The following is a 14,978-nucleotide window of genomic DNA, read 5'->3' on the forward strand; positions in this document are numbered from 1 at the left end:
AAACGGCATTTCAAATAATGGGCGACAAATCGTTATCCTGCAAAGGATTTTTTTGTCTCTGATTGCCTGAAAAGGCAACAAGATGTTGATAGTTTCCGCAAACGCACCACAGGGTGAGATTTTGCCTTTGACAAGCCCCGGAGCCGCCGCTAATATTCGCCCCGTTCACACGATTCCTCTGTAGTTCAGTCGGTAGAACGGCGGACTGTTAATCCGTATGTCACTGGTTCGAGTCCAGTCAGAGGAGCCATATTTGAGAAGCCCGCTTAAGGAAACTTAAGCGGGCTTTTTGCTGTTGGTGGTTGAGGCAAAGGCGTTACTTCCCACAGCCGAGCTCGATGAATAATCCGTTGTTGTCGATGAAAAAGCCATATCGATAGACTTTGTTATTCAGCGTATAGGACGTTTGGTAGATGTAGCCACGGGTAAGCGGAACCTTTATGCAAGTATCTGGATAAATGAGGTGTTTGTAGTCAGCAACAGCAAGATTTTTAAAGTCGTCACCTTGTAATGAAGAAATTGAATAGCGACTTAGTACATCGGATTTATCAACGGTAAAACAGAGATTGCCGTTAATAATGTCATAGCTTCGCCACTCGCCTACACCTAGATTTTCACCCACACAGCCAGTAAGCAAAGAACAAGCAGAAACAAATGCAACAACATGCTTCATAAAGGAAATCTCCCCAATATTTTCTTGTACCGTGAAAACAGTGAAACCGTCGGCCCCGCCGGGTTAAGGTGGCGAAGATTAGTGATGTCGTTCAGGTGGTTGTGTAAGTATCCCGGCAAAGGTGTTACTTCCCACAGCCGAGCTCGATGATTTGCCTGTCATTATCAATAAAAAAACTGTACTGATAGTTTGCTTTATTCATCGTGTAGGATGCCTGGTAAATATATCCCGGTGTTAGTTCTATGTTTATGCATGTATTCGGATAAGTAAGATTATCGAGATCGGTTACGGCAAGGACTTTATATTCGCCACCCTGAGTCGAAGAAAGCACATAGCGAGTCAACACGTCCGATTTGTCCACGGTGAAACAAATGTGGTTTCCGTCAATATAAAGACTCTTCCAATCTCCAACCCCCAAACCTTCGCCGACGCAACCAGACAACGCGGAACACAAAAATATTAACTTGAATAAGCGATTCATAAAGGAAATCTCCCCAGTATTTTCTTGTACCGTGACAACAGTGAAACCGTCGGCTCTGCCGGGTTAAAGTGGCGAAGATTGTAGGTATTAGAATTGCCTTTAAATCCGTGAGTCTTCAATAGCCAGTAATCGCTAACGATACAGGCTTGTTGCTACAGGCCGTAATCGAGCAGTGTCGGTTTTTCGAGATCATAGTAGTAGTCAGCGGCCCAGGAAAAAGCACCGCGAGTGCGCACCCACATCCCCCGCTGATGCTGCCAGACATGCATCATTTCATGCATGAAGAGATGACTGGCATCGATGGGATTACGTTGAGCTGAGGAGAAATCAGGCTCATAGACACCTTCCTGAAACCATATTTCCCCGTTAGGCGTCATAGCGAAGCTGTTTTTTTGCATATTAAATGGCAAATAGCTCCCACGATGAATCCAAACTTTGTGATATTCAATAGCGTTACCGTAGAGTGTTCTGGCGAGCTTAATTTCCCCAAGCGTCAGCAGCCGTAGGCCACCTCGCTTTATTCCTATAGACATAAACCCTCCTTTTGGAAGGGTTTATGTTACCATCGGATTAAAATCATACAATTATTTAGTTTATGAATGAATTACGATAATGTAATCATGCGGGAAATAGTATGTGGCCGATATATCTTTGAGTCTTAGTAGATTTTCATTAATATTTTTCTTCTTTAAAATTCATCTCCGGCCAGAGAAGCCAAACTGTGAAGCCCATTCAAGAATTTTTCCCTTTACTGCATGAACTTATTTATTCCAGATCTTTTAAATCCATTTATTAAATAGCTTTAAGGCAAAATCTGTTCTTTTGGTATAACCAATGCTTAGGCGCAATAAAACCCTCGCCACCCGCAAAACGCCGGCGGCGGATCCTTGCTATAAATCCAACACCCACTCCTCTCCCCCAAGCACCTTGCCGTTGACCTGGATCTCAATCCGCTGCACGCCGGAGTAATACTGGCGGGTGGTGATTTTCTTCACCGCGTGTTTTTTCTCTATCGTTACCGAGCCGTTGGCCGGGAGTTCGAACGCGCGAAGCTTGAAAACCTTCGGGGCGGTGCTGCCGTTGGCTTTCATAAAGTGGAGCACGTAGTCCACCACGATATTTTGCGGGGTGCTGCTGGTTGAGCGGAGGCTGACTTTAAATGCCAGGTATTCGCCCAACGCAATCGCTTTTTGTTTGAGGGAGAATGCATCCAGCGCGACGTCCGCGCCGTGCTGCACGCCAATAAGCGCCAGCGCATCCGGGTGACCATTCTTAATTAAGGTGCGCAGCGAGTGGCGGGTTATCCAGGCGACTTTCTTTACATCGTCACCGCCGGACTGTTTCGCCTGCTGCTGCCAGTTTTGCAAAAGCTGAATCACGTAGTCCGGGTGGTCTTTGGTGATGTCGTTCAGATGGTTGGCGACGCTTTTTCTGACGTAAATCTCCGGGTCGAACTTCAGCGCGTCCAGAATGGCTCTGGTTCCCGCCGGGTCTTTGATAAACAGATGCAGTTTTTCGCCCCACGGCACGCGCGGGCGGGTGCCTTCTGAGGCCCAGCGGCGGATGTCCACGCTTTCGTCCTGCGCACATTTAAGCAGAAACCGCATGGTCGCGTCGGGATCCTGCTTGATAAAAGGCCTCACCGCCCATTCGGCGGTAAAGCAGACTGTCACCACTTTCAGGGCTTCGAGGGAAAGTGCCGGGTGGTTCAGGCCATAGACCTGAATAAACTCCGCAAAAGGCCAGACGGCAAAACCGCGCAGCTTATGCTCTTTTAATACAGCAACCACCACGCCCAATGCAGCCGGGTAGTCCTGCGGGAGCTCAGCCGCCAGTGCGTCGCGGATGGCCTGAACTCTGGCCTTCATTTCCAGCTTATCGAGGTTTTCCGCTTGCTTTAAAAACGCTTTGGCGTTGAAGGCGGGATGATGCCGCGCGATTAAGCTCACGATATCCTGCAAAAGCCCATGATTAAAAGCATGTTTAAACGCGTTCTGATTTTCGACGGGCTCACTCACTGCACTACTCCATGGCGGATAACGTATTGCCGGAGTCTATCACTGTTTTTTCTTTGCTTTTTAGCCGTTTGCTACAAAAAACTGCTAACTAATTCGCCCAGGGTTCGTCAGCACCTGACGGAATTTTTCTATGTAGCAAATCACGTATTCATGGGCCACTTTCTGAATGTACTGCTCTTCTATCAGCTGGTTGATCACCCGGCGGTAGGTTCTCTCGGAGCAGCCAAACCGTTCAGCCTCGCGGGATACCTGTGAGAAGTCCACCAGCGGCTTGCTCTGCTGATGGCGTTCATACAGGTCGGCCACGATGTTAAACACCAGCGGTTGCAGGAAACGCTCCATGGTTCTCGCCATCCCGCGCTGGTAGCTGGTGGAGAGCAGCTGGCTGAGCCAGACGCCGACTTCCGCGTGGCTGGTCAGAATGGTGTCCATCATCGCCAGCGGGATAACTTTGACCGTCATGGTGTCATGCGCGACGACCGAGAACTGGCTCGGCGTGTGGGTCAGATATTCTATTTCGCCGATGATGGTGTCACTGACAAAGCGCTGCCCGAGGCTGAACGCTTTCCCGTTTTCGGCGTTGTAGTGCATGGTGTACTCACCGAGCGTGATCCAGTAGAGCGCTTTGATCTCTTCGCCCTGGCGCAGAATAAATTCTTCGGGGCCGATCTCTTTGCTTTTCAGCGGCGCGGCGTACACGGCATCGCGTAGGATCTGGTGCCCGCGCTGAGCGAATTGCTGAATAATATTCATGGTGTTGTCGCTCTCCGGCAGGCTGCCTCGCAGCTAAATAACGTCAAGTATTGCCTGTTTCGCCAGAATCTGCGGCGAAAAAGGCGGCTGAGATTAACTATCGCCCCTCGGTATTGTCAATACTCCGCGTTTTACTCCCCCCTCGCCAGCCCTGGCGTGTCACTTTTCTTGCAAAGGCAAAAATCAAATTTGTGATCGCCGTCGGCCTGGTCGGACATTTGCCTTTTTCTGCAAGCTACGGGGTTTCTATCGTAATGGCATGAAACCAGCCAGGAGATCGTCTGATGACGCCACATATTAACGCCAACCCCGGCGACTTTGCCGAAACCGTGATCATGCCCGGCGACCCGCTGCGCGCGCAGTACATTGCGCAGACGTATTTAACCGATGCAAAGCGCGTGTGCGATACCCGCAATATGTTTGGCTTTACCGGCTACTACAAAGGCAAGCGGCTTTCCGTGATGGCTCACGGGATGGGCATTCCGTCCGTTTCCATATACGCCCATGAATTGATCAACGCCTTTGGTGTGAAACAGCTTATTCGTATCGGCACCTGCGGCGCGGTGGATGAAAGCGTGGATATGCGCCATGTGATTGTCGCCACCGGCGCGGGAACGTCTTCTTCGGTAAACCGCGACCGGTTTGGCGGCTACGACTACGCGGCCGTGCCGGACTTTGACCTGCTGCGCCGCTGCTGGACGGCGGCCGAGCAACACAATATTCCGACCCGATTCGGCAACACTTTTACCAACGACCTGCTGTACGACAAACCCGAAGGCATGCTCCCCGCCCTCAAAAAGATGAACATCCTTGCGGTGGAAATGGAAACCTCGGCGCTGTTCACCATCGCCGCGCAGTACCGCGCCAAAGCCCTGAGCCTGCTGACCGCCTGCGTAAGCAGCGTCACGGGGGCAGAGCCGACGGCAGAAGAACTACAAAACACGTTAGACAACATGATTGAGCTCGCTTTAGAAACCGCACTTCTCTGCGATTGATTTCTCCCATAAGGGTTCTCCGATGACAAACTCTACACATCAGCCGGCCTCGGGCGGCATAAAAGTTGAAGCAAACGGCGTGAATGCCGTCCCGGAAGCTGAGCGCTACGGCAAACCCGCCGGGCTGTTTCCGATCTGGTTCTCCTGGAACGTCTCTATTCTGGGGATGACCTACGGCATTTACGTTTACTCTCTCGGCCTGAGCGTCTGGCAGTCGATCACCGCCGGGATTATCGGCTACCTGCTGTCCTGCTGCCTGGTTGGCGTGCTGGCGGTGGGCGGGCCAAGAACTGGCCTGCCTACGTTGACGCAAACCCGTTTCAGCTTCGGCTATCACGGTAATAAATTCCCGACCCTGTTCGCCTATATTTCCAATATGGGCTGGAAAATCACCATTATTACCCTCGCCTCGTCTACCGGCGCGGCGCTGTTTGCCAAACTTTGGCCTGCGGCGTTTGCGCTGGCAGACGGCAAACCTACGCTGGTGTGCATTCTTGGCTGGTTTATCGTCAGCCTGGCGCTGACCATGTCGGTCGCCATTTATGGCCACCAGCTGATCATGAAGGTGGAGAAATACATCGCCTGGCTGACCGGGTTTATGAGCATCATCTTTATCTTCCTGATGCTGCCGCATATTCACTGGGAAAAGCTGGGCCAGAGCGCGGCGCACGGCGACCTGTTGACCTACATCGGCGGCGTGGTGATGGCGATGACGATGGTGGGCCTTGGCTTCCTGAACTACGGCGGCGACTTCGCGCGCTATTTGCCGAAGAAAACTCAGGCCTCGAAGGTTATTTTCTGGACGACGACGGGGATTTCTCTGCCGGTGAGCATCCTGCTGGTGCTGGGCGCATTCCTTGCCGACAGCAACCCGGACCTGAGCGCAGCGGCGGCGCAGTCGCCTATTGCCTCGCTGACTAACCTGCTGCCGTTCTGGTTCTACGTGCCGTTCTCCATCGTGATTATTGTTTCGCTGCTGGCGGCGGCAATTACCGGCGTATACAGTTCAGGTCTTGCCCTGCTGGCGCTTGGTATTCCGGCCAGCCGCGCCACGACGACCACGCTGAACGCGGCTATCATCGGCTTCGGCGCGTTCTACCTGATGTTTATTTCCGATTCGTTCCTGGCGACCTTCCAGTCGTTCCTGGCCTCTATTTCGGTGGTGATCGGCTCCGCCGGGGCGATTCAGCTGATCGACTTCCTGCGCCAGAAGCGCATGGGCTGGGATGTGGCGATGGCGAATAAAGCGGGTTTTGGTGGCCGGGATGGCCGCTGGACGGCACTGCTTTCACTGGGCATAGCGACCTTTGTGGGGCTGGGCACAATTACTTCCGGTGACCCGTACATCGCGCACGTGGTGGGCTTCCTGCTGACGGAAGAAACCCGCCACAGCGTCTTTGCGACGGCGAACCTGGGCGTTATTGTCTCGATGCTGACCGGGGGCGTATTGTATTCGCTGCTGACCTTCGGCCTGAAGATTGAGCTGCCGGGCATTTCGTCTGCACAAGCGGCTTCAACCGTGCAGGGTAAAACCCAAAAAGCGCTGTAAGCCGAAAAACAGGCCCGCTAAGCGGGCCTGTTATTTTCCCACTCCTGCAAAAAGTCTATCAGCGCACGCACCTTCGCCGGAACATGCTTCGTGTTCGGGTAAACCGCATAAATGCCCTGGGATGGGAAACGGTATTCCGGTAGCACATGCTGAAGTTCATCGCGCCCTATCGCACTACGCACCAGCCATTCGGGCAATAAACCTACGCCGCAGCCCTGAACCACAAAAGCCATGAGCGCCGCGGCCGTGTCGGTCATAAAGCGGGCCGGCCCGGTGATCGTTAACTCCCTCGTTTCCTGGTCAGGCCCAATGACCTGCCATTCTCTGGGGGTCGGCAGCCGACGATGAATGATCCATTCCGCTTCGGCCAGCGCCTCCAGGCTGCCAACCGGGTTACGCTCAAGCCACTGCGGCGCGGCAACCGCCACAATCTCGAACCGCTCTATCAGCGCCGCGCGGTAGGACGAATCCGCCAGCTTGCCCAGGCGAATAGCCACGTCAAACTGCCCGGAGATGAGATTAGCCGGAGCAGATGAAGATTCGTGCCGGATGGTCAGCCCCGGATGCAGCCTGCCAAAGGCACTTAGCGCCGGGATAACCTTTGCCTGGCCGTATTCAGGCGTTGTCGAAATACTCAGTTCGCCAGAAAATCCGCCGTGATGCCCCTGCACATCTTCCACCAGCGCTTCGCTCTCCCTTAACAGCTGCAGAGCGCGCTGGTAAAACACTTCCCCCGCCTGGGTTAACGCCACGCGCCGCGTGGAGCGTACAAGCAGCGAAACGCCAAGTTCCGCCTCAAGCTGACGAACGTTAAAGCTGATCGCCGCTTTCGTTTGCTGCATGGACTGCGCTGCCGCGGTAAATCCCCCGGCCTCCACCACCGCAACAAACTGCGCCACCCGCTGCAAGTTGAGCATGCCAATTCGCCTGATTATCAAATTATTTTTGACAGTGTATCAGCCGGAACGGGATTTATCCGTCTCGCGGAACCTGCTGAAATCGCCTTTTCTTTTTCACGAGAGCCGCCATGCCTTATCGCTACAGGGTTGCCGCCGTTTATCTGCTCGGTTTTTTTCTCGACTTAATCAATATGTTTATCTCCAACGTTGCCTGGCCTGAAATGGGGAGGGAGTTTCACGCGCCGGTCACCGAGCTGGCGTGGATAAGCCACGGCTATCTTTGCGGCCTGACGCTGGTTATCCCCTGCAGCGCGTGGCTGACGCAGCGGCTGGGTGCCAGGCGCCTGTTTATGCTTTCTTTGGGGCTTTTCTCTCTCGGCACGCTGGCTTCCGGCCTGGCTCCCGGCCTTGAAACGCTGGTCGCCGCACGTATTCTGCAGGGCGTGGGAGGCGGGCTGCTCATCCCTGTTGGCCAGGCTCTGACCTGGCAGCTTTTCGCGGTGCACGAGCGGGCGAAGCTTTCCTCGGCAATTATGCTGGTTGCGCTGCTGGCTCCGGCGCTTTCGCCAACCGCAGGTGGATTGCTGGTGGAATCTTTTGGCTGGCGCTGGATATTTCTCTCCAGCCTGCCGCTGGCGCTGCTGACACTAGTTCTGGCGGGATTTTGGCTAAAACCTGCAGAGCAACAAACTGCCCGCAGGCCGCTGGACGTTAAAGGGCTAATGCTGGGATCGGCGGGGCTATTCGCTATTTTGCTGGGCGTCACGCAGGCCGGAAACCCGGCGGCTCATGGCGAGGCATTAGTGTGGCTCATCGCTGGCATGCTTATTCTTTGGCTTTTTATTCGCCGGAATGGCAAACATCCGACCCCGCTGTTCAGCCTGCCGCTGCTGGCAGATCCTCTGCTGCGTTACGCCATGCTGGTTTACCAGTGCATTCCGGGGATTTTTATGGGCACCAGCCTGGTCAGCATTGTCTATCTGCAAACGCAGTTGGGCCTGTCTGCCACTCAAACCGGAATGCTGATGCTGCCGTGGGCGATGGCCTCTTTTGTCGCGATTTCATTTACCGGCAAGATGTTTAATCGCCTCGGCCCTCGCCCGCTGATCGCCGCCGGGGGCATATTTCAGGCCGCAGGGATTTTGCTGCTCACACAAATCAACTCCGGCGAGCAAGCCTCGTGGCTGGTAGCCGCTTACGCGTTGATGGGCCTGGGGGGAAGTCTTTCCAGCAGCACAGCGCAGAGCACCGCTTTTATCGCCATCCCTTCGGAGGCTATGCCGGAAGCGAGCGCACTGTGGAATATTAATCGCCAGTTAAGCTTTTGCTTTGGCGTGGCGCTACTGAGCCTGCTGTTGACTGTTTTACAGGCGCTGATGCCCGCCCCTCGCGCTTATTTTTTCACTTTTAGCCTTGCCGCCGCCGGGACGCTTGCCCCGCTGGTTTACGCCTGGCGGCTCAACAATCAGCAGATTAAAAATCAACTGACCCAAAAGGAACTCTGAGCAATGAATATCTGGTTTGAAGAAGTGATTGAGGCCCATGTTGCCATTGAGCAATGGCTTGGTGCGGGCAAGGGGGAGCTGGAAGCGCTGCTGGCATGCTTTACTCACGACTATTCAATGGTCGCGCTGAGCGGCGCAAGGCTGGATTATCCGGCACTTTGCAGCTTTTTCCGTACCAGCGGCGGCAGCCGCGAAGGGCTGGCGATTGAGGTCGATAGCCTCCAGTTGCTTGACGAATGGCCGCAGGGTGCCGCCGTGCTTTACCGCGAAACGCAAACGCTTAACGGCTCCAGCACCGTGCGCTGGTCTACGGTTATTTTCCGCCGCGAGGGCGAGAAAGTGTTATGGCGACATTTACAGGAAACGGCGCAGGCTTAAGCCGGAGCGGGCGGTGAAAACCGCCCCAGCAGCCCTAAAGCGCGATGTTGAAATGCGTCCCGTCCGGCAGCTCGATATCCAGCTTAACCTTACCCCCCGCCGCCTCAACGTAACGCTTGAGGGAAGAAAGCTTGATGTCGCGGCCTTTTTTTTCCATTTCGGCAACGGTGGGCTGCTTCACGCCCAGCTTCTGCGCCATCTCAGTCTGCGTTTTTCTGACTTTGTCACGAAGTTCGGCCAGGTGGATATTCAGCAGCATTTCGTCGGCCATGGCCTGCGCGGCGGCCACCACTTCGGTTTTTTCTTCGGCCATCCATTGTTCTAACGTTCGACCCATTCTATTTGCTCCTTTTCCGTTAACTGCTGTAAGTGCGGCCGAAACTCGTTGTCTGCTAATGGCACCATGACGTTATAAAAACGCTTCTCGTTCCCTGCTTTATTTCCCGCACAGAGCAGGATGGCACAGCGTTTTATATCAAAAGCAAAAAAGATCCTGAGGGGCTCACCCCGGCACTGAATTCGCAGCTCTTTCATGTTGGAGTACTGCGATCCTTTTACCGTATCGGCATAAGGCCGTCCGAGTAAAGGCCCTCTCTCTTTGAGCAGTACAACCCCTGCCATAACGCAGGCTTTGGTCATGTCATCTGACGCCGTAACCCAGGCATCAAACGTATCCGTCATTTTAATCGACCACATATCGCCCTCCGCAATATAGGTTAAATACTATATAGGAACAAGCCTATGTGCCGATTGCGTGAGCAAAGACCAAGTTAATCATTTGGCCTTGGGTGAATCGTCGAGAGAGATTCGGAAATGAATAATGACGTTCAGCGAGTTGCAGCCTCACTGGAAACGGACTCGTAAACTTGCTCAGGTGAAAGGTGGATGAGAAAACCCCATCCACCCTGGCTGACTAATTATGATTTACGGCTGGCAATAATGTCGTCGGCCACGTTACGCGGCGCTTCGGCATAATGATGGAACTCCATGCTGTAGGTCGCCCTGCCCTGAGACATTGAGCGCAGCGTGGTGGAATAACCAAACATTTCTGCCAGCGGGACATCGGCCCGAATAATCTGGCTGCCAAAGCGTTCTTCCATGCCCTGCACCATGCCGCGGCGGGAAGAGAGGTCGCCCATAATGTTACCGGCGTAGTCTTCCGGCGTTTCCACTTCGACGTGCATGATAGGCTCCAGAATAACCGGATCCGCTTTGCGCACGGCGTCCTTGAAACCGAAGATCGCCGCCATCCTGAACGCCATTTCCGAAGAGTCCACGTCATGGTAAGAGCCGAAGGTCAGCGTGGCTTTGACGTCCACCACAGGGTAACCGGCGAGCACACCTGTATTCATCGCCTCACGCAGACCTTTTTCCACAGAAGGAATGAACTCGCGTGGCACTACGCCCCCTTTGGTGGCATCTTCAAACACAAAGCCTTTGCCCGGCTCAAGCGGTTCGAGCGTCAGCACTACATGTCCATACTGGCCTTTACCGCCTGACTGCCGCACAAATTTCCCTTCCACGTCTTTCGCCGTTTTACGGATCGTTTCGCGGTAGGTGACCTGTGGCCGGCCAATGTTCGCTTCCACGCCAAACTCACGTTTCATGCGGTCGACGATGATTTCCAGGTGAAGCTCGCCCATGCCGGAGATGATCGTCTGGCCGGATTCTTCGTCCGTATGCAGGCGGAAAGAGGGATCTTCCGCCGCTAAACGCTGCAGTGCGATACCCATTTTCTCCTGGTCGGCCTTGGTCTTCGGCTCGATAGCGAGGGAAATCACCGGCTCAGGGAACTCCATTCGCTCAAGCGTGATCACCGCATTCGGGTCGGTTAACGTATCGCCAGTGGTGACGTCTTTCAGCCCTACGCAGGCGGCGATATCCCCGGCTCGCAGCTCATCCACCTCGTGGCGGTCGTTCGCATGCATCTGCACAATACGTCCGATACGCTCCTTTTTGCCTTTCACCGGGTTGTAAACCGAATCGCCTTTTTTCAGCACGCCGGAATAAACACGGATAAAGGTCAGTTGCCCAACATACGGGTCGGTCATCAGCTTGAAAGCGAGCGCCGAGAAGGGTTCATCATCACTGGGATGGCGTTCCGCGTGTTCCCCCTTTTCATCCACGCCGTCAATGGCAGGAATGTCGAGCGGAGACGGCATCAGCTCTACCACCGCATCCAGCATGCGCTGCACGCCTTTGTTTTTAAACGCGCTGCCGCACAGCATCGGCTGAATTTCCCCGGAAATGGTGCGCTTGCGCAGACCGGTAATAATTTCCGCTTCGCTCAGATCGCCGGTTTCCAGGTATTTATCCATTAGCTCATCGCTAGCTTCCGCCGCAGCAGAGACCATTTTTTCGCGCCACAGTTGTGCAGTCTGCAGCAAATCCTGCGGCACAGGCCCATAGCTGAACGTCATGCCCTGGGTCGCATCGTCCCAGATAATGGCGCGCATTTTGATGAGATCCACCACGCCAGTGAAGCTGTCTTCTGCCCCGACCGGGATGACGATGGGAACAGGATTGGCTTTCAGGCGGTCAATCATCATCTGCACCACACGGAAGAAATCAGCGCCCGGGCGGTCCATTTTGTTAACGAAGGCCAGCCGCGGCACGCGGTATTTATTAGCCTGCCGCCAAACGGTTTCTGACTGCGGCTGCACGCCGCCCACTGAGTCGTAAACCATTACCGCGCCGTCCAGCACACGCATGGATCGCTCCACCTCAATGGTGAAGTCCACGTGTCCCGGCGTGTCTATGATGTTGATACGGTGCGGTTCAAAACCGCGATCCATACCCGGCCAGAAGCAGCTCACCGCGGCGGACGTAATGGTAATACCGCGCTCTTGCTCCTGAGCCATCCAGTCTGTCGTTGCTGCGCCATCGTGAACTTCACCCAGTTTGTGACTCATGCCGGTGTAAAACAAAATACGTTCGGTCGTGGTTGTTTTACCGGCATCAATATGGGCTGAAATACCAATGTTGCGATAGCGTTCGAGAGGGATGGGTCGGGGCATGATGTGTCCTTAGTCTTGTTGACTGTTAGCGACGGCCACTATGGCCGCCAGAGTTGTTCGCCATCAGCATAGTACAATTGTACGAGTATATTCGAACAATTTGAGCTATCGTTAATATCAATACATTCGAAGGGCATCAAGTTTGCTATCAAGTTTGCTATAGTAGCCGGCCGCCGTGCCGCCACCGCCTACAGGAAGAGTATGATCGCCAACCATCCGGAACGAGAACAAATCCACCTTGAAAATGTGCTTTTTGCGCTGGGCAACCCTTTGCGGATGGGGATCGTCAGATCGCTTGCCGGGGGGGAAGAGCTTACCTGTGGCGCTTTAATTCAGGATGTGGCGAAGTCGACCATGACCCACCACTGGCGAGTTCTGCGCGATAGCGGCGTAATCTGGCAGCGCCCTCAGGGACGTGAAAATTTGATTTCGTTGAGGCGTGAAGATCTGGATGCTCGGTTCCCCGGACTGCTGGAAACCTTACTGCGGGTGATGGTGAACGAGGCATAAAAAACCGCCCTGAAGGCGGTTTTTTCATCGCTGAAGTTATTCAGACTTGGTGTCAGCCACTTTCTGCTCGCCCATCACTTTCAGCTTCTTAGAGATCTCGCGACGCTCTTTAGACAGCTCGGCGTTTTTGATGATGTAGTCATCCACGCGGTCTTCGTAGTCGGTTTTCATGCTGGCAATGATGCCCTGCACCGCTTCGATGCTCATGCCTGGCTTGATGTAGTCGCTCAGGTTATCAAGCAGCAGCACGCGCTTTTGGTTGTCACGGATCTTTTTCTCTACGTCCTGAATTTCACGCTGCAGTTTGTTTTTACGACGGAACAGACGAACAAACTCCAGAACGTCCTGGAAGGTAGGTTTGATATTTTCCATTTTTACACCCCTGCTAAATTGGTACTCGGATTCGTTAAGACAACCGCCATAACCTTAGTAGTAGCGGTTGACGATTACAATTTTTTGTCAGTCTCACTAACGGGCTTGCCCTATCTTAACCTCAATTTCTGCTGAATCGAAACAAGCATTGTCATTTCTGTGCTTTACGCGCGCTATTTGCGCAGTGCGCGGCAAATAAGGTGTGACAGCAGCTCAAGCTGGCGGGCCAGTTCAAGGCTAAGCCAGACGTAGCCGTGAATAGGCGTTTCCTGCAGCTGACTGCCCTTGCCTTCCTCCATCAACTGGCGAAGTTCAAAAACGATCTCATTCAGTTTCTCGGTGTTGGCTGAGATGGGCGAAGGGTTCCCTTCATACAGCGCCGTTGCAATGGCCGACAGTGTGCGCTGCGTCATTTGCTGCGTGTCGCGCAGCGTATGAGCGTTGATCATCACAAAATGGCTTTCCCGCGTCGCCCAATAGGCGTTGATTTGCAGCTCAAGGGTGCAGACCATGTTGCGATTAATGGTCTGAATCGCCTCAAAGACTGACTTCTGAATACGGGTTTCCTTACCCGCGGGGCCAATCAGGGCGCGCATCTTGACCACGTCATTCAGGATTTTCTGCAACGGTTTTTCCAGCCGTGGGCGCTCCACAAGGTTTGGCGAGAACCCCGCAGTGTAGATTTTGCTAAACGCCTGCACGAAGGTCGCCATCTGGATACGCCAGTGAATAAACGCCCGCTGTGGGTAAACGCTGGTAAACAGCATGGCCAGAAGCGAGCCGAAGATAACGTCGCCGCTGCGCCACAGAGCAACTTCCATATCCCCCGGCGGCGCCCCAACAACCACGGAGAGCGTGATGCCGATAAGCAGCGCCTGGTAGGGACGTTTACCCAGCGCCAGATAGCCGCACAGGAACATCGCCAGCCCGCACCAGATGATCATCAGCGGTAAGGAAATAAGCTCCAGCTTAAGGGCTATCAGTCCGATGGCCGCGCCAAAAATGGTGCCACCGATACGCTGGAAGGCGCGCGGAACAACGTTCCCCCAAAAGGAAATGGGGCCCATTACCACCACCAGTGTGATAAGCGGCCAGGTGCCTTCGGGGATGTTCAGCAGGCGAACCAGAACAAATGTCAGCACAAAAGCAAGGGCGATACGTATGCCGTGGGCAACGCGATAGTTGCGGTAAATACGGATCTCAAACGGGGTCAGTGATTTGTCGGGGCGCACACCCGGCTCTCCGAAAATAAAAAAGAAATTGTACCCGTTTTTCTCACAAAGAAATCATGTTGCCAGGTGCGGCGGAGCTTTTACGCGGAATATTTCACATTTCTTTGCTGAATATCAGAAATGGGCGGCAGGCTGCCGCCCGGATTCAAGCCAGCTAGCGCAGCCAGGGCGTAACGGTCACGCCAACCAGCAGCCCTTCAGGACTGAGCATACGTGACACCGTTTGCCCCCAGGGCTCGATACGGTTATCCACCAGCATTTGATACCCGGCCTGCTTTAGTACCGCTGTCGCCTGCCCGACATCTTCTACTTCAAATTCGACCCAGCTTTGGGGCGCGACAATGTGCTCGGGCCAACCGTCCACGCCGAAGCAGGACTGTGCCGCCTGAGCGAGCGGCCAGAGCGCAAAATGCTTCACGCCATCCAGCTCACCGTGTTCCGTTGCCAGATAGTCCTCGTTGCCTTCCATCGCTTTTAACGGCAGACCGAGCACCTGCTGATAAAACCCGGCACTTGCCGCCACGTCGCGCGTAACGGGGCCATACCCGGCGATGAATAACACGTTTAATCCTGCGATAGCTTCCGTCATGGCGAGC

17 protein-coding genes and 1 tRNA gene are annotated in these 14,978 nt (G+C 54.1%); 6 read left to right on the forward strand and 12 right to left on the reverse strand.

What is annotated here, in order from left to right; genetic code table 11:
• Positions 1-174 precede the first annotated feature (174 nt).
• Positions 175-250, forward strand: a tRNA-Asn gene (locus WFN87_RS00900).
• A 66-nt stretch (positions 251-316) separates the two neighbouring features.
• Here the strand turns inward: WFN87_RS00900 and WFN87_RS00905 are convergent.
• The 5 genes from WFN87_RS00905 to WFN87_RS00925 all read right to left on the reverse strand — a co-directional run bounded on the left by WFN87_RS00905 (position 317) and on the right by WFN87_RS00925 (position 3,925).
• Positions 317-673 (reverse strand): putative T6SS immunity periplasmic lipoprotein, encoded by a 357-nt coding sequence (locus WFN87_RS00905; protein WP_008454976.1) that lies wholly within the window; start codon positions 671-673, stop codon positions 317-319.
• Positions 674-797: 124 nt separating this feature from the next.
• Positions 798-1,154 (reverse strand): putative T6SS immunity periplasmic lipoprotein, encoded by a 357-nt coding sequence (locus WFN87_RS00910; protein ID WP_336981446.1) that lies wholly within the window; start codon positions 1,152-1,154, stop codon positions 798-800.
• A 152-nt stretch (positions 1,155-1,306) separates the two neighbouring features.
• Entirely contained in the window at positions 1,307-1,687 is a 381-nt protein-coding gene (locus WFN87_RS00915) for a type IV secretion protein Rhs (RefSeq protein WP_336981447.1), read from the reverse strand.
• A gap of 357 nt (positions 1,688-2,044) precedes the next feature.
• Positions 2,045-3,103: a DNA alkylation repair protein gene (locus WFN87_RS00920; protein ID WP_336981449.1), complete on the reverse strand. Its 1,059-nt coding sequence runs from the start codon at positions 3,101-3,103 to the stop codon at positions 2,045-2,047.
• Between the two features lie 153 nt (positions 3,104-3,256).
• On the reverse strand, positions 3,257-3,925 hold the full coding sequence (locus WFN87_RS00925) for a Crp/Fnr family transcriptional regulator (RefSeq protein WP_336981450.1): 669 nt from the start codon (positions 3,923-3,925) through the stop codon (positions 3,257-3,259).
• A 281-nt stretch (positions 3,926-4,206) separates the two neighbouring features.
• On the opposite strand from WFN87_RS00925, the gene deoD reads away from it, so the two are divergent.
• Both deoD and WFN87_RS00935 read left to right on the forward strand, forming a co-directional pair.
• Positions 4,207-4,920, forward strand: coding sequence for a purine-nucleoside phosphorylase (gene deoD / locus WFN87_RS00930; protein ID WP_237717566.1), 714 nt, complete (start codon positions 4,207-4,209; stop codon positions 4,918-4,920).
• A gap of 22 nt (positions 4,921-4,942) precedes the next feature.
• A complete protein-coding gene (locus tag WFN87_RS00935; protein WP_336981452.1) occupies positions 4,943-6,469 on the forward strand; it encodes a purine-cytosine permease family protein in 1,527 nt (508 codons plus the stop codon).
• A 17-nt stretch (positions 6,470-6,486) separates the two neighbouring features.
• Here WFN87_RS00935 and WFN87_RS00940 read toward each other — a convergent pair whose 3' ends face one another.
• A complete protein-coding gene (locus WFN87_RS00940) occupies positions 6,487-7,386 on the reverse strand; it encodes a LysR family transcriptional regulator (protein WP_336981454.1) in 900 nt (299 codons plus the stop codon).
• Between the two features lie 110 nt (positions 7,387-7,496).
• Here WFN87_RS00940 and WFN87_RS00945 point away from each other — a divergent pair, with 110 nt between their 5' ends.
• The gene (locus WFN87_RS00945) at positions 7,497-8,873 is read left to right on the forward strand and encodes an MFS transporter (protein WP_336981456.1); all 1,377 of its coding nucleotides are present in this window, start codon (positions 7,497-7,499) and stop codon (positions 8,871-8,873) included.
• 3 nt (positions 8,874-8,876) lie between these two features.
• Positions 8,877-9,251 (forward strand): DUF4440 domain-containing protein, encoded by a 375-nt coding sequence (locus tag WFN87_RS00950; RefSeq protein WP_008454996.1) that lies wholly within the window; start codon positions 8,877-8,879, stop codon positions 9,249-9,251.
• 34 nt (positions 9,252-9,285) lie between these two features.
• On the opposite strand, the gene WFN87_RS00955 is transcribed toward WFN87_RS00950, so the two are convergent.
• The 3 genes from WFN87_RS00955 to fusA form a co-directional block, all read right to left on the reverse strand.
• Entirely contained in the window at positions 9,286-9,588 is a 303-nt protein-coding gene (locus WFN87_RS00955; protein WP_336981458.1) for a helix-turn-helix domain-containing protein, read from the reverse strand.
• Positions 9,573-9,947, reverse strand: coding sequence for a type II toxin-antitoxin system RelE/ParE family toxin (locus WFN87_RS00960; RefSeq protein WP_336981460.1), 375 nt, complete (start codon positions 9,945-9,947; stop codon positions 9,573-9,575). Before WFN87_RS00960 ends, WFN87_RS00955 begins: the two co-directional genes overlap by 16 nt.
• Positions 9,948-10,168: 221 nt before the next feature.
• Positions 10,169-12,268: an elongation factor G gene (fusA, locus tag WFN87_RS00965; RefSeq protein ID WP_336981462.1), complete on the reverse strand. Its 2,100-nt coding sequence runs from the start codon at positions 12,266-12,268 to the stop codon at positions 10,169-10,171.
• Between the two features lie 201 nt (positions 12,269-12,469).
• On the opposite strand from fusA, the gene WFN87_RS00970 reads away from it, so the two are divergent.
• A complete protein-coding gene (locus tag WFN87_RS00970) occupies positions 12,470-12,778 on the forward strand; it encodes an ArsR/SmtB family transcription factor (RefSeq protein WP_336981464.1) in 309 nt (102 codons plus the stop codon).
• Positions 12,779-12,814: 36 nt separating this feature from the next.
• On the opposite strand, the gene WFN87_RS00975 is transcribed toward WFN87_RS00970, so the two are convergent.
• The 3 genes from WFN87_RS00975 to WFN87_RS00985 form a co-directional block, all read right to left on the reverse strand.
• Positions 12,815-13,150 carry a DUF496 family protein gene (locus tag WFN87_RS00975; RefSeq protein WP_008455006.1) on the reverse strand — a complete coding sequence of 112 codons (336 nt, stop codon included), beginning with the start codon at positions 13,148-13,150 and terminating at the stop codon, positions 12,815-12,817.
• Positions 13,151-13,323: 173 nt separating this feature from the next.
• A complete protein-coding gene (locus WFN87_RS00980; RefSeq protein WP_008455009.1) occupies positions 13,324-14,382 on the reverse strand; it encodes an FUSC family protein in 1,059 nt (352 codons plus the stop codon).
• Between the two features lie 154 nt (positions 14,383-14,536).
• Positions 14,537-14,971, reverse strand: coding sequence for a VOC family protein (locus tag WFN87_RS00985; RefSeq protein ID WP_008455011.1), 435 nt, complete (start codon positions 14,969-14,971; stop codon positions 14,537-14,539).
• Positions 14,972-14,978: the final 7 nt, after the last annotated feature.

The organism is Cedecea sp. AS113 (assembly GCF_037152415.1).
Taxonomy (GTDB): domain Bacteria; phylum Pseudomonadota; class Gammaproteobacteria; order Enterobacterales; family Enterobacteriaceae; genus Cedecea.